Source organism: Acinetobacter sp. UBA1297 (assembly GCF_002307755.1).
Taxonomy (GTDB): Bacteria; Pseudomonadota; Gammaproteobacteria; order Pseudomonadales; family Moraxellaceae; genus Acinetobacter; species Acinetobacter radioresistens.
In genome coordinates, this window is the sequence record NZ_DBUF01000028.1 from 144444 (window position 1) to 158916 (window position 14473).

Annotated in this window: 10 protein-coding genes; 5 read left to right on the forward strand and 5 right to left on the reverse strand. The window is 44.4% G+C overall.

From position 1 onward, the window contains the following. Positions 1–11 precede the first annotated feature (11 nt). A complete protein-coding gene (acs, locus tag B3R63_RS12700; RefSeq protein WP_286731648.1) occupies positions 12–1958 on the forward strand; it encodes an acetate--CoA ligase in 1947 nt (648 codons plus the stop codon). A 118-nt stretch (positions 1959–2076) separates the two neighbouring features. Next, positions 2077–3261: an acyl-CoA dehydrogenase family protein gene (locus B3R63_RS12705; RefSeq protein WP_034429155.1), complete on the forward strand. Its 1185-nt coding sequence runs from the start codon at positions 2077–2079 to the stop codon at positions 3259–3261. Positions 3262–3449: 188 nt separating this feature from the next. Here the strand turns inward: B3R63_RS12705 and sfnG are convergent, their stop codons facing one another. Both sfnG and msuE read right to left on the reverse strand, forming a co-directional pair. Further along, on the reverse strand, positions 3450–4559 hold the full coding sequence (gene sfnG / locus B3R63_RS12710) for a dimethylsulfone monooxygenase SfnG (RefSeq protein ID WP_286731658.1): 1110 nt from the start codon (positions 4557–4559) through the stop codon (positions 3450–3452). A 20-nt stretch (positions 4560–4579) separates the two neighbouring features. Beyond that, on the reverse strand, positions 4580–5317 hold the full coding sequence (msuE, locus tag B3R63_RS12715; protein ID WP_034669779.1) for an FMN reductase: 738 nt from the start codon (positions 5315–5317) through the stop codon (positions 4580–4582). Positions 5318–5684: 367 nt separating this feature from the next. Between msuE and B3R63_RS12720 the strand changes: the two genes are divergently transcribed. Next, a complete protein-coding gene (locus B3R63_RS12720; protein WP_005017881.1) occupies positions 5685–6335 on the forward strand; it encodes a response regulator in 651 nt (216 codons plus the stop codon). Between the two features lie 60 nt (positions 6336–6395). On the opposite strand, the gene B3R63_RS12725 is transcribed toward B3R63_RS12720, so the two are convergent. Both B3R63_RS12725 and B3R63_RS12730 read right to left on the reverse strand, forming a co-directional pair. Further along, positions 6396–7163, reverse strand: coding sequence for a hypothetical protein (locus B3R63_RS12725; RefSeq protein WP_005017882.1), 768 nt, complete (start codon positions 7161–7163; stop codon positions 6396–6398). Positions 7164–7559: 396 nt separating this feature from the next. Continuing rightward, positions 7560–11057 carry a hybrid sensor histidine kinase/response regulator gene (locus B3R63_RS12730; RefSeq protein ID WP_248087133.1) on the reverse strand — a complete coding sequence of 1166 codons (3498 nt, stop codon included), beginning with the start codon at positions 11055–11057 and terminating at the stop codon, positions 7560–7562. A 192-nt stretch (positions 11058–11249) separates the two neighbouring features. Between B3R63_RS12730 and B3R63_RS12735 the strand changes: the two genes are divergently transcribed. Further along, on the forward strand, positions 11250–11594 hold the full coding sequence (locus tag B3R63_RS12735; RefSeq protein WP_005017884.1) for a DUF485 domain-containing protein: 345 nt from the start codon (positions 11250–11252) through the stop codon (positions 11592–11594). A 1-nt stretch (position 11595) separates the two neighbouring features. Beyond that, positions 11596–13311, forward strand: a complete 1716-nt coding sequence (locus tag B3R63_RS12740) for a cation acetate symporter (protein ID WP_005017886.1) — start codon at positions 11596–11598, stop codon at positions 13309–13311. A gap of 48 nt (positions 13312–13359) precedes the next feature. Here B3R63_RS12740 and B3R63_RS12745 read toward each other — a convergent pair whose 3' ends face one another. Further along, on the reverse strand, positions 13360–14400 hold the full coding sequence (locus tag B3R63_RS12745) for a hypothetical protein (RefSeq protein WP_286731662.1): 1041 nt from the start codon (positions 14398–14400) through the stop codon (positions 13360–13362). Positions 14401–14473 lie beyond the last annotated feature (73 nt).

A 14473-nucleotide genomic window follows, 5' to 3' on the forward strand; every position in this document is an offset into this window, starting at 1 on the left:
GAAGTGATACTATGAGTGAGATCTATCCTGTACCTGAAGAATTTAAAAAAACTGCCCGCACTGTCGAAGAAGATTATCTGAAACGTTACCAGCATTCGATTGAACAACCTGAAGAATTCTGGGCTGAAGAGGCAAAAAGGATTGACTGGATCAAGCCATTTACACAAGTTAAAAATAGCAGTTTTGCTGCTGATAATTTCAAGATCGAATGGTTTGCTGATGGCCAGCTTAATGTCAGTGCCAACTGTCTGGACCGACATTTAAAAGAGCATCCGCACAAGCCTGCAATTATCTGGGAGGGAGACCATCCTTCACGTCACAAGATTATTTCTTTTAAAGAACTGCATGATGAAGTATGCCGTTTTGCCAATGCCCTGAAAAAATACGGGATTGCTAAAGGCGACCGGGTAGTCCTATACATGCCGATGGTCAGTGAAGCTGCCATTGCCATGCTGGCATGTGCCCGTATTGGAGCAGTGCATTGTGTAGTCTTTGGGGGATTCTCTCCTGATTCGCTGGCCAGCCGTATTGAAGACAGCCAAGCAAAAATGGTAATTACCGCTGATGCCGGTATGCGGGGCGGCAAGCTGATTCCTCTTAAAGAAAGTGTCGATCAGGCCTTAGAGCATGCAAAAACAGACTCAGTTGAACATGTAGTAGTAGTACACCGTACCGGTAATCCGGTAGAAATGAAACCAGAGCGCGATCTGTGGTATCACGAAGTAATAACTGAAGTGAATGAAATCTGCCCGCCGGAGCCGATGAATGCTGAAGATCCACTTTTTATTCTTTATACCTCTGGCTCTACCGGTAAACCTAAAGGCGTACTGCATACTACTGGCGGATATCTAGTTTATGTCAACAGCACCTTTCGAGAAGTATTTGATATAAAACAGGACGACATATACTGGTGTACTGCCGATGTGGGCTGGATTACTGGTCACAGCTATATTATTTATGGGCCATTATCTAATGGTACCACGACGGTAATGTTTGAAGGTGTGCCGCAATATCCAAGTTGGGCGCGTGTAGGCCATATTGTCGACAAACATAATATAACCATCTTATATACTGCACCCACTGCAATTCGGGCCATGATGCGTGAAGGTGATGCTTACGTGCGTGAAAGTGACCGCAGTAGCCTGCGTTTGCTGGGCTCTGTTGGTGAACCGATTAATCCTGAAGCCTGGTCATGGTACTACAACGTAGTTGGAGAAGGTCGCTGTCCAATTGTCGATACCTGGTGGCAGACTGAAACGGGCGGCATACTGATTTCACCACTCCCCGGCGCGACTGACCTTAAACCCGGTTCGGCTACGCGACCTTATTTTGGAGTACAACCTGCTATTGTCGATGGTGAGGGCAAGGAGCTGGACGGTGCAGCAGAGGGTAACCTGATTATTAAAGATTCCTGGCCGGGCCAGATGCGAACCATATGGGGAGATCCACAGCGTTTTATTGAAGCCTATTTCTCGACATTCCCGGGTAACTATTTTACTGGTGACGGTGCTCGTCGTGATGAAGACGGTTACTACTGGATCACGGGTCGTGTTGATGATGTGTTAAATGTTTCAGGTCACCGGCTGGGAACTGCAGAAATTGAAAGTGCCTTGGTGGCACATGACCATGTTGCTGAAGCCGCTGTAGTGGGAATGCCTCATGAGATTAAAGGACAGGGGATCTGTACTTTTGTAACCTTGCAGGCAGGCGTTAATGAGTCTGAAGAGTTAAGGCAGGAACTGGTCAGCTGGGTACGCAAGCAACTTGGCCCAGTGGCAACACCAGATGCGCTGCACTGGGCACCCGCACTGCCCAAGACACGTTCTGGTAAAATCATGCGCCGTATTTTAAGAAAAATTGCTGCCAATGAACTGGACAGTCTGGGAGATACTTCGACCTTGGCAGAACCAGCTGTAGTCGAGCAATTGATTGTTACGGTCTATCCGGACCACAAGTAAAATATTTCTGAATACCGCCTTGCTTTAAGGCGGTATTTTTAACTATAAGAATAAACTGAAGAATACACACAGCTGTACAAGCTATAAAATTTTAATGAGTATCCTAGATAAAAGCTTAATGAATACAACAGAAAATTCTTACTCTGCCGAGCAGGCGATACAGACAGCACAACAACTCACCCAGCTATTTTCACATACCGCTGCCTTACGTGATAAGCAGGGCGGTAACCCTAAAAAAGAACGTGACCTGATTCGGGAAAGCGGGCTACTTAAACTGTCAATTCCTACTGAATATAGCGGTTCAGGAGCAAACTGGACGACAATTTTTGAAACTATTCGAATTATAGCGCAGTCAGACAGTTCACTGGCGCATGTCTACGGATTTCATCACTTGTTGATTGCCACGGTACAACTGTTTGCACAACCACAACAATACGCCAGCTGGTTCAGGCAGACTGCTCAAGATAACCTGTTTTGGGGCAATGCGCTCAACCCCCTCGACCGTCGTACTACAGTAACCCGAATTACAGATCATGAATATATTTTTCAGGGGGATAAAAGCTTCTGCTCCGGTTCAATAGACTCAGACCTGCTGCTGTGCTCGGGCTATGATGAACAGGGCAAATTGCTGATAGGTGTGATTCCATCGCAGCGCAACGGCGTTAGTTTTTTAGGGGACTGGGACAATATGGGTCAGCGCCAGACCGACAGTGGCACCAGCCATTTTGAACAGGTGCATGTCTATAAAAAAGAGCTATTACTTAACCCCGGCCCACTGAGTACGCCCTATTCGAGTCTTCGTCCGCTTATTGCACAGCTGATTTTTGTCCATTTATTTTTAGGTGTAGCAGAAGGAGCATTTGAGACTGCTAAAGCTGTTGTACAGGGCCAAAAAGCCTGGTCAAAGTCTCTGGCTGAACAAGCTGTAGATGACCCTTATATCCAGAAACATTTTGCCGAGTTTTATGTGCAGCTTGAAGGGGTAAGGCTACTTGCAGCAGACGCTGTGAAGAAACTGCAGGCAGCATGGTTACAGGGTGAACACTTAAGTTCAGTGCAACGCGGGGAGGTTTCTATTGCAATCGCAACTGCTAAGATTGCTGCGACCAATACCTCACTTTATATCACGCAAAATATATTTCAGGTCATGGGGGCACGTGCCACAGCTGCCAAACTGAATCTGGACCGCTTCTGGCGCAATGTTCGAACCCAAACCCTGCATGATCCGGTTGACTATAAATATCAGGAAATTGGGGAATGGATATTAACCGGTAAACTACCTGAACCCAGCTTTTATTCTTGAACGGGTATGAGAGAAATAATTTTCAGTTCAATCTTTATGTCCAGAATTTAATATACAACTATCTTCAGAGACAGCTTATAGAAAAAGAGCAGGCCATAAAAAACCCTCAAGCCGAGTCTTGAGGGAGGAGAACTGCCATGGGGTGTTATTATTATTTGGTTCATGAGCAACCAGGTTTAGCTGATTAATCAGGCAGACTTGACAGATACAACATGCTGCTGCTCTACTTCTAACTCACGAACCAATGGCAAAACCTTCTCGCCGAAATACTCTATTTCTTCTATAAAATGTAAAAAGCCTGAGAGGATCAAATCAACCCCGGCATTTTTAAGCTCAATAATCCGTTCAGCAATTTGTTGGGGAGTACCAATCAGATTGGTCTTAAAACCATCATTATATTGCACCAGATCCTCAAAAGTGGATTTTGCCCAGTTTCCTTCGCCTTCACGACTGGCAGCTCCTGCCTCACGAGTAGCCTTCCTAAAAGCCTGTACTGCCTGAATGTCGGCCTGCTCGATAATCTCTTGTAATACTGCCTGCGCTTCTTCTTCTGTATCACGGGCAATAATAAAGGCATTTACCCCGACCTTAATTTGATGACCATTTAAAGCCGCTTTGGTACGCAAATCACTAATCTGTTTGACCAGTTCGTTAACGCTATTACCGTTGGTAAAATACCAGTCAGACACACGTGCAGCCATATCACGTGCGGCTCGGGAACTTCCACCCTGAAATACCTCAATATGAGGCTGCTGTAGAGGTTTGGGTTTAAGAGTATAATTCTCAAACTGATAATATTTACCTTTAAAACTATACTGATCCGTAGTCCAGATTCCTTTTAAAGCTCGAATAAATTCTTCAGAACGTACATAACGTTCATCATGTTCAGGCCAGATCTCTCCAATGGCATCAAATTCTCCACGAAACCATCCACTCACAATATTAACTGCTATGCGACCTTGAGTCAGATGATCAATAGTAGCGAGCTGTTTGGCAGCCAGAGCCGGTTTCCAGGGACCTGGTAAAATGGCAGCAATGACTTTCAGCTTTTCAGTTTTTGCGAGAAGAGCATGGCTAAAGCTGACAGACTCATGCTGGTTTTCGGCGCCATAGCCTGCTGTAAAACGAATCTGGGTTAATGCATATTCAAAGCCGTTTTTCTCGGCAGTCTGCGCTAAACGGACGTTATATTCATAACTCCAGTCGGTGCGCTGCTCAATCTTACTCACCACTAAGCCGCCACTGACATTTGGAACCCAGTAAGCAAACTTCAGCTGCTGTGCTTGATCATCCTTCATAGTGATTTCCTCACAAACTGTTAGGCCACATGAGTCTTCAGGTTTTTTGGATGCAAACGCGACTCTGCTGCATCTAGGCTGGGTACAGCGACAGATGGCAAGACCTCTTCCTGCTCAATCTGTTTATTGATCCCCAAATTCTGGTTAGCCTGCTCAGTTTTGGCTTTAACCAGTTCTGCACGTTGCCCTTTGGCTGGTGCCCACTCTAGAATTGGAAGCGCGCGGGCAACAGCCAGTGTAATGCGGTCTGCCAGCTGTTGACTCTGAATGGTATATTCTGGAGTAAAATCACGATCTGTAGCATAAACACCAATTGGTAAAGTCTGTGCCTGAAAAAAGCTAAACAATGGGCGTAATTGGTGTTCCAATACCAATGCATGGCGGTCGCTACCACCAGAGGCAGCCAATAATACAGGTACGTCTACTAGGGCTGTCTGTTCGACAAAGTCAAAAAAATGCTTGAATAGACCAGTAAAAGAGGCACGGTAGACCGGGGTCCCAACAATTAAAGCGTCTGCTGCTTCCACAGCAGCCAAATCATCCTGTACGCGCTGTGGAAGCTGGTTACGGTAAATAGCGCCTCCAAGTAAAGGCCCAATTTCACTAAATTTAATAAAGTGGATATTAATAGGCGTTGCCTCGCCGAGTTCATTTAATACCGCCTGAACCAGAGTTTCAGTTTTAGACGGTGTATTGAGACCCCCTGAAACTGCAACAATATTAAGAGGCTGAACAGAAGATGAAAAATGATGTGTCATGTAAATAAACCTAAATAGCTCGCTAGTTACTATTTATTAACGGTCAGAAGCAGCCAGCCTGTAAAATAAGGAAATTAAAATAAGTTATCGTTTTTCAAGATATCTTTTAGATTAAAAAAAAATAAAATTTAAGTTATTGTTTTATAAAAATTTAATATAAACTGAGATTTAGGCGGCTCTAAAAATAGTAATTTATATGAAATTCTGATTTGAATTGAATAAAAATATCAAATACATTAAGAGCCCTTTATTATTGATCAGTTCTTGCTAGCTTGCACACTAAATTAGTGAAGAATTGCATATCCTTAATGTCATGAGTGCAGTTAGAATAAAGCTGTACTGTGCAAAGAGATCTCCTGTTTCGCTTATGAACATATTAATCGTTGATGATCATCCACTGTTCCGGCATGCCCTGATTCAAGCCGTGCGTTATAGCCTGCCACAGGCACAAATCTCTGAAACAGCTGCAGTAAATGAATTTTATGAACGTCTGGAAAAGGGTTCAGAACCAGATTTGGTCTTACTGGATTTAAACTTGCCCGGTGCTTCAGGTTTTTCAGCACTGGTTCATGTCCGGGCCCAATATCCTTCTATTCCGATTATTGTAGTCTCTGCTCATGAAGAGCTGTCAATTATTCAGCGTGCAATTGCACACGGGGCAATGGGCTATATTCCTAAATCTGCCCATCCAAGTCATATTGGCGAGGCAATTCGTCAGGTATTAGAAGGGGAAATCTGGTTACCACCGAATTTGCCTACCAACGTGAGCTTTGATCCGAGAGCAACTGATGAGACAGAACTTGCAGAGCGGATTCAGTCACTTACACCACAGCAGTTCCGTGTACTGATGATGGTTGCTGAAGGTCTGCTCAACAAGCAGATTGCTTATGAACTGGATGTTTCAGAGGCTACCATCAAGGCACATGTAACAGCTATTTTTCGTAAGCTGGGAGTACAAAACCGTACTCAGGCAGTATTGGCTATCAAGGCACTTAATATTGATGAAAAGAGAGTCTAATTTAAAATAGCTATAAAAATAAGGCCCATGAATAAGGCCTTATTTTTTGTACCGAATGTTTTAAGCCAGGCAGTCCTGTTTGGCCATCAGATCAGTGCAAAACAGCGGATTCAAGGCAAATTCCAAATCATCAATCTGATCTTGTGATACCTGTCCTTTTTCCTTTAAATAATTTGCCACACGATCATCACGCAGGCTCAAGAATGCTGCATCATATACACCAAGCTCGACAAATAAAGCCGCAGTTTCCAGACTGTTAAAACGGTCCAGAAAAATATCACCTTCATACATTAAGAAAATATGATCCGAATCAGCCTGAGGGTCTACCTTTAAATACTCGGCCAAATCATAAGGTGAAGTCTTAATAAAGAGCAGATCGGATAATTCATCAAATTGAGTCATATCCAATTGGTCCTGTCCGGTTTTTACCTTACCCAGCCATGCTTTAAAGACCAGTACCGCTCCACCACGCAGCAGCATACTCCAAAGCTGATGACGTGCAGCATCGTCTAGACACTCAGACTCTGACTGTAGAACCTGAATCAGCTTTTCTTCCTGCTGGGCTAGCTTGTCAAATAAACCCAGACCTTGGGGCTGATAGGCAGCGGGAGCAAAAACATCAAATCTTAATGCTTCAAATACCTGAAGTGCCAGAGGAACTGCGCTGTGGTAAAGGGTATCGAGAGCCTGTAATTGGGGTTGGGCAAGCTTGCTATGTTTAAACAATTGCTGCCACTGGATTTCAGGTAATAGCGCATTGGCACTATAATCCCGATAAAACTGTTGTGAAGGCTGGGCACCGTGTCCGACAATTTCTGACATATTCATAATAGTATCCTTAGGTTTTTTCTCTGACCGGTTTTTTCATAATGCAGACAATGAGAAAACCTGATGTATATATCTATTTTATGAGGGTGGAGGGGGGTAAATAGAAATAAGACTAAAGTTGTATAAGGTTAAAAATGAGTTTTTTATTTTTATAAAATCAATAACTTGTTTAATTGTAACTAAGTATACAAGTGTTCACTTTAAAATTGAGCAGCTTTGCCATAGAAAATTCACAGTTGAAATTTTTGGCCAGTTTTTCATCATTAAATTAGCTGTTTTTTGATTTATTCTGCCTGTCTTGCCCTTATATTTTGTCAGTTAACGCTAAAAATAGTTTTTCACAGTCTTTTTCACCAGCGTTATACTGGCAAAAAAGATTGTTCAATTATTTATAGATCAAGACTGATCACCTATGATTTTTAAACCCGATAACCAGGCGCGTAATGCCGCTGGTTTTAATGGTTTTTTCAATAGGACAATATTGTGCTGTTTTAAACGGTGAGGTAATTCAGGATCTGAATCTGCGGTAATCAACGCTACGGGTACAGGATGATGACGATGCTCAAGAATAAAGTCTAATCCTAATTGTCCCTGATTCAGATGTTGGTCAATCAGCCAGACCTGAATATTTTCCTGTTCAATAAGAGCAAGTGCCTGTTGAGGTTCACGGGCTTTAAAGACCTGATACCCCCATTTCGTTAGTAAGGTTGACATACCTTCAAGGATAGTTTCGTCATTGTCCAGACAAAGAATGCGATAAGCCTTGGTTTTCAGTGGTGCCACCTGTACTGGGGCAGTCACTGTTTTGGGTGGCGCTACAATTGGAACTTCCAGAATAAAGCAGGAGCCCTTACCTTGGGTAGAGTATACATGAACCGGATAATCTAGCAGGCTGGTCATTCGCTGAACAATGGCCAGACCTAGGCCCAGACCTTGCTCACCCCAAGGCGAGGTATGTCCACACCGTTCAAATTCCTGAAAAAGCTTAATACGCTGTTCTTCAGCAATCCCAGGCCCGGTATCCCAGACGCCAATTCGTATATGGCCCGGTCGTTCACTGGAACGTAATACACCTAAAAGCACCCGGCCTTTAGCGGTATAACGTAAGGCATTACTGACAAAATTCTGTACAATCCGGCGTATCCACTGCGGATCTGTGTCTATCCAGAAGGGTGCATCGTGGACGTGAAACTGAATATTGCGCTGTGAAGCAATCGACTTGAACTGCAACTCCAGATCGCGTAGCAGGTCATGTAGAGGATAAGACTGCCGGTTTGGCTGCATATTGCCCCCTTCTAGTCGGGCAATATCCAGAAGAGCTGAAAGCATACTTTCAGCCCCATGCAGGGCCCGGTCCAGTTGCTGCAAAGTAGTACGATCTTCATCATTGTTAACGCTCTGCTCCAAAGCGGTACTAAACAGCCGGGCAGCATGCATTGGCTGTAATAGATCATGACTGGCAGCTGCAATAAAACGGCTTTTCGACATGTTCGCCTTATCTGCCTGTTCGCGGGCAAGTTGCTGCTCTGCTAGGGCATCTGCCAGCTGGCGGGTGCGGTCAATAACGCGTGCTTCCAGTATGGCTTCATTTTCCCGAAATGCAGTAATGTCGGCAAAGGTAGTCACGAAACCGCCTCCTTCAATTGGGTTGCCGCGCATCTGGATCACTCTACCATCCTTACGGATACGCTCAAACTCATGTGCGCTGCCGACCTGCATCCAGTGAATCCGCTTACGGACATGTTCTTCAATAGACCCGGGACCACATTCGCCACGCTCGGCATTATAACGGATCAGATCAGAAATCGGACAGCCGACATAAACCAGATCTTTAGGATAGTCAAACAGCTTCAGGTATTGGTTGTTCCACGCCACCAGACACATATTTTCATCGACTACACTTACACCTTGGGTCATGTGGTCAATCATGGTCATCAGCAGATTCTGGTTGAAACGCTGCCATTGCGAAGCTTGGTCCAGAATATTGGCCACCTGGCCTAATGCCAGGCCATTATTAACCATGGCCGTAGTAAGCAGGGTACGGGCTGAAGCGGCACCAATAGTACCGGCCAGATACTGCTCGGTAAAGCGCCACCACATACCGTTAGCAACACTATTTTCATTAAGAACCAGATTGTTCTGGGCACAAAATTGCTGAAAGGCATGCGTCGCTGGCCCTTCTCCAGTAATACGCCGCGCCAGAGTCATGAGGTCACCTACTTTTAAACGGACCGCATCCTGGTGCAAATAACTCATGTCAGTAGAAGCACTGTGTGCTGGTAAGGGTTTAGTTTCATAATAAAAGAAACTTTCAGCCTGAATCTGCTCAGCAATACTTGGGCGGTAAATTCGTGATACCCAGATATATAAAATAATATTGAGACCTAATGCCCAGATGACGCCATGAGTTAATGGCGCAAAGGATTCAAAGCCTAACAGGGCCTCCGGGCGTAACCAATGCAGGCCAAGCGGTCCAGCCGTGAGGAACTGTTGGGCAAATTCAGTATAGCTTTCTGGCAGACTGCGCAAGATGGTAGGTAGCAGCAGGGTATAGGTCCACATAAAGAAACCAACAATCAGTCCGGCATACACCCCCTGACGGCTACCACCCCGCCAATAGAGTCCACCAATCAGGGCAGGGGAGAACTGGGCTACTGCACTAAAGGCCAGCAGGCCAAATACAGATAACTGGTCAATATCGTTAAAAAAATGAAAGAACAGGAAGCCCAGGAGCATGACACCCAAAATGCAGACCCGCCGGGTAAATTTAAGAACTTGTGGTAAGCGTTTGTCATGCCGGGAAATAATATTAAAACGCCATAATGCCGGCATGATCAGATCATTACTGAGCATAATGGAAAGTGCAACCGATGAGACCAATAGCATACCGGTCGAGGCAGAAAAGCCTCCTAAAAATGCTAATAAAGTCAGCCATTCCTGATTATAACTGAGCGGAAGGGAAAGCACTGCCACATCAGGTACGGTAAGAAAGTTTGGTGCAGCATGCAATGCCCAGCTGGCAATAGGAATAATTGCCAGTGTCGTTAAAATCAGATAAGCGGCAAACCAGCGACGTGCCCCGCGAATATGTTTTTCGTCGCGCAGTTCAACCACGGCCACATGGAACTGTCGTGGCAGGCAGATGATTGCCAGTGCAGCCAGCAAGGTCTGTACCCAGAAAGTTTCCGGTACGCCAAATAGCTGTACTTCATAAAATGTCTTGGCAACATCACCAGAGACCTGCACAATATTTTCAGGAGCATCAAAAAGAAAAAAGAGCGCTACACAAAGTAGGGCAAACAGCTTAACAAAAGACTCAAAAGCGACAGCCAGCATCAGACCACCATGTTGCTCAGTATTGGCGATCTGCCGTGTACCGAACATCATTGCGAGTATAGCCAGCACACCGGTAAGTAAAAGCACACTGTTGGTGGTGGTATGTAAGGATTCATTCTGCGTTAGTATGACCGATGCACTCAATGCAATGGCCCTGAGTTGTAAAGCCAAGTAAGGAATAATGGCAATGACAGCCAGAATAGTCACTAAAGAGGCAAGACTACCGCTTTTACCATAGCGGGCAGCTACAAAGTCAGCAATAGAAGAAATAGCATGATGCTGGCGTACCCGACCCAGACGGCGCCAGATATCATAGCCTAATCCGACGAATAGCAATGGCCCCAGATAGATCGGCAGAAAAATAATACCTTCACGTACTGCAGCACCAGTTGCGCCATAAAATGTCCAGGATGAACAATATACTCCGAGCGTCAGGCTGAATAACAACATACGGCCACGAGTACTTAGACGGCTGGCATGCTTTTCACCAAAAAATGCACAGACAAAAAGTATAAAAATATAAAGGGCCAGTACCCCGATGATCAGCCAGCTGTTCATATTGCTCACGGTCTTTATTGCTGCTTCTATGATACCTCAAGCGCAGGATAAACAGATGCCTGATCAGTATTTAAAGACCAAAGTCTAAGTTACGGGAACCCTACAATATTGTTAATTTTGTATACGTAAAAAAAAGATTAAAGATTGGACAAAAGCGACCAATAGCTTGGCCGCTGATTAAGGAGCAAGGTTATGGATGAGCTTAAGGTAGAGCGAATTCTACAAAATCCAAAATTTAAAGAGATGGTGGCCAAGAAAAGAAATCTCAGCTGGACATTAACTGCAATTATGCTGTTTGTCTATGTTGGTTTCATGCTGTTGGTAGGTTATAACAAAGAATTCCTGATGAGTTCTTTTAGTGGCGGGGTAACAACTTGGGGAATTCCTTTAGGCCTCGGCATTATCGTCCTGTCATTTGTATTATGTGCAGTGTATTCATATATCGCCAATAACACACTTGATGAACTTAACAGAGAAGCTTTGAAAGAAGTCGAGGCAATCGCGCAAGAGTCTACGACTACTAAAGGAATGCACTAATATGAAATGGAATTCATGTAAAGCAAAAGTATTTGCTGCGTCCACATTTTTAACTTCTGGTCTGGCTATGGCTGGCCCTGATCTGGGTGCGGCTGAGCAGCAGGCTACGAATTGGCACGCAATTATCATGTTCGTGATTTTTGTCGGCCTTACATTGTTCATTACCAAATGGGCAGCCAAACAGACTCAGTCAACTCAAGACTTCTACACTGCAGGTGGTGGTATTTCGGGTTTCCAGAACGGTTTGGCGATTGCCGGTGACTTCATGTCTGCTGCATCGTTCCTGGGTATTTCTGCCATGGTGTTCAGTTCAGGATTCGATGGCCTGCTGTACTCATTAGGCTTCATGGTTGGTTGGCCAATTGTTCTGTTCCTGATTGCAGAGCGTCTACGTAACTTGGGTAAATATAACCTGTCAGACGTGGTGTCATTCCGTCTGGAAGAAAAACCGGTTCGTACCTTGGCAGCAATCAGCTCACTGGTCGTGGTCGCGTTTTACCTCATTGCACAGATGGTCGGTGCGGGACAGCTGATCAAACTGCTATTTGGCTTGAACTATAATATCGCGGTTGTAATTGTTGGCCTGCTGATGATGGCTTACGTAATGTTCGGCGGCATGTTGGCTACCACTTGGGTGCAGATCATCAAGGCTGTAATGCTGCTTTCTGGCGCAACTTTCATGGCATTTATGGTAATGAAAGGTGTTGGCTTCAGCTTTACTGCAATGTTTGACCAATCTATCCAGATTTTCGCTAAAGTCCATGATATTACACTGGCAGAAGCAGGCAAAATCATGGGACCAGGCAAACTGGCAGAGAACCCAATTGATGCGATTTCCCTCGGACTTGCATTGATGTTTGGTACTGCTGGTCTTCCACATATCCTGATGCGTTTCTTTACAGTAAAAGATGCAAAAGAAGCACGTAAATCAGTGGTTGTAGCAACAGGTTTCATTGGTTACTTCTATCTGCTGACCTTCATCATTGGTTTCGGTGCAATCTTGTATGTATCGAATAATCCACAATTCATTGATGTAGCGAAAATGGCGGTTACAGGCAAGTTAGAGCTTGTAGGCGGTAACAATATGGCTGCGGTCCATCTGGCTGATGCTGTGGGTGGCGACCTGTTCATGGGCTTCATTTCAGCAGTAGCATTTGCCACAATTCTTGCCGTAGTGGCTGGTTTAACCCTGTCAGGTGCTTCTGCAATCTCGCATGACCTGTATGCAAACGTATTCAAAAAAGGACAGACTACGCCTGAATCTGAACTTCGCATGTCTAAAATTGCCACTCTGGGCCTTGCGATCTTTGCAATGATTTTAGGTATCCTGTTTGAGAAACAGAACGTGGCCTTCATGGTAGGTCTGGCATTCTCGGTTGCTGCGTGTGCTAACTTCCCGGTACTTGTTCTGTCTATGTTCTGGAAAGGCTTGACGACACGTGGTGCAGTAGCCGGTGGTGTTGTGGGTCTGTCACTTGCTGTAATTCTGATTGTGCTGTCTAAAGCAGTCTGGGTGGATACACTCGGTATTTCTGATACGCCAATTAACCCTTTTAATGGCCCTGCAATCTTTGCTATGCCACTTTCATTCTTCTGCTGCTGGTTGTTCTCTGTAACTGATAAATCAGCACGTGCACAGCGTGAACGTAAAGAATTCGATGCCCAGTTTGTACGTTCTATGACTGGTATCGGAGCTTCCGGTGCTCAAGATCACTAATTAATTCAAATAAAAAGCCCCGCAATTGCGGGGCTTTTTATTAATTCATTATTTCTTGTCACCAATAATAGTTGACCAGTACAGGTCAGCAATTTCACTACCATTAAAATAAACAGTAGCTTTTAATGATTCAGGCTGGTTCTGGCGCACATCAATCATCTGGTTGTAGGTGTCACGTATTTTTAAATTACCCTCAGTAGGTAAATGCTTATAATTGTTAGATACGGTTTCAGCCATTTTAAAGGGTGTGGTGGTTTCAAAATTAAAGCTATAACGGAAATCTGCCTGGTAAGGCTGGCCAATAATTGTCCCGCTGGTGGTAAGTATGCGTATTCCATTACTTCCGCTGCCATATTCATCGGCTAAACGGTAGTTATAGTTTCTGACTTGCAGGTACTCTTTACTGGTTTCATTATAGTTTGTTCCGCCAGCTGGTGCATTAGCATCCTTGCTGACCCGCTGAAATTCCAACTGATCAACCTGATAAGCCTTTTCTTTACCTGCTGTAGTTGTTGTTTCCCGATAGGAAATACTGCCTGAAATCAGGTAATCATCTTTCAGGCTAAAATCTACATTTGAACCATAGCGCATATTGGTAAATTTCAAAGTAGTGGTATCACCATTTACGGTTTGGGTAATACTTGAGCCCTGACGATAAGTTTTATCGAGAATAATACAGTTTTCCTTATCCTGTTTTAGGCTTAAAGTCTTTACTGAGCCATTCGTAATTACTTCTGCACAAAGTCGGTTTGGAAACTTGATGCTATTTAGACCCAGATTATAAATCTGTACCAGTCTGCCAGTCCGGCCATAAGGATAGTCTGCAAAAACCTCTCCAACCATGTGGCCTAATGCAACGTTATAGTCTGTCTCATTGCTGCGATCACCAGTGATTTTATCGCGAATCTTGTCCAGAATACTCTGGTCTTCAAAAGGCACGAATTCTTCTGATAATTCTGGCGAAATTGTTTCATTAGGCACATTTGGTGGTGTACTGATAGTAGCGTCATCGGAACTTCCGCCTCCTCCACAGGCTACCAGTAAAGTTGAGCTCAAAGCCAAGCCAAGTAAGCTGATCTGCTTTTTCATAAAATGTACTTCCTTAATTTTATTTGTTTTTTTAGACTTAAAAACGAATTAGAATTTTTACTCTAAAATTTTG

What these genes read in the sequence shown, in the direction of transcription:
- acs (WP_286731648.1), top strand. Translation starts at nt 12, where the DNA reads ATGAGTGAGATCTATCCTGTACCTGAAGAATTTAAAAAAACTGCCCGC.
- B3R63_RS12705 (WP_034429155.1), top strand. Translation starts at nt 2,077, where the DNA reads ATGAATACAACAGAAAATTCTTACTCTGCCGAGCAGGCGATACAGACA.
- sfnG (WP_286731658.1), bottom strand. Translation starts at nt 4,559, where the DNA reads ATGAAGGATGATCAAGCACAGCAGCTGAAGTTTGCTTACTGGGTTCCA.
- msuE (WP_034669779.1), bottom strand. Translation starts at nt 5,317, where the DNA reads ATGACACATCATTTTTCATCTTCTGTTCAGCCTCTTAATATTGTTGCA.
- B3R63_RS12720 (WP_005017881.1), top strand. Translation starts at nt 5,685, where the DNA reads ATGAACATATTAATCGTTGATGATCATCCACTGTTCCGGCATGCCCTG.
- B3R63_RS12725 (WP_005017882.1), bottom strand. Translation starts at nt 7,163, where the DNA reads ATGAATATGTCAGAAATTGTCGGACACGGTGCCCAGCCTTCACAACAG.
- B3R63_RS12730 (WP_248087133.1), bottom strand. Translation starts at nt 11,057, where the DNA reads ATGAACAGCTGGCTGATCATCGGGGTACTGGCCCTTTATATTTTTATA.
- B3R63_RS12735 (WP_005017884.1), top strand. Translation starts at nt 11,250, where the DNA reads ATGGATGAGCTTAAGGTAGAGCGAATTCTACAAAATCCAAAATTTAAA.
- B3R63_RS12740 (WP_005017886.1), top strand. Translation starts at nt 11,596, where the DNA reads ATGAAATGGAATTCATGTAAAGCAAAAGTATTTGCTGCGTCCACATTT.
- B3R63_RS12745 (WP_286731662.1), bottom strand. Translation starts at nt 14,400, where the DNA reads ATGAAAAAGCAGATCAGCTTACTTGGCTTGGCTTTGAGCTCAACTTTA.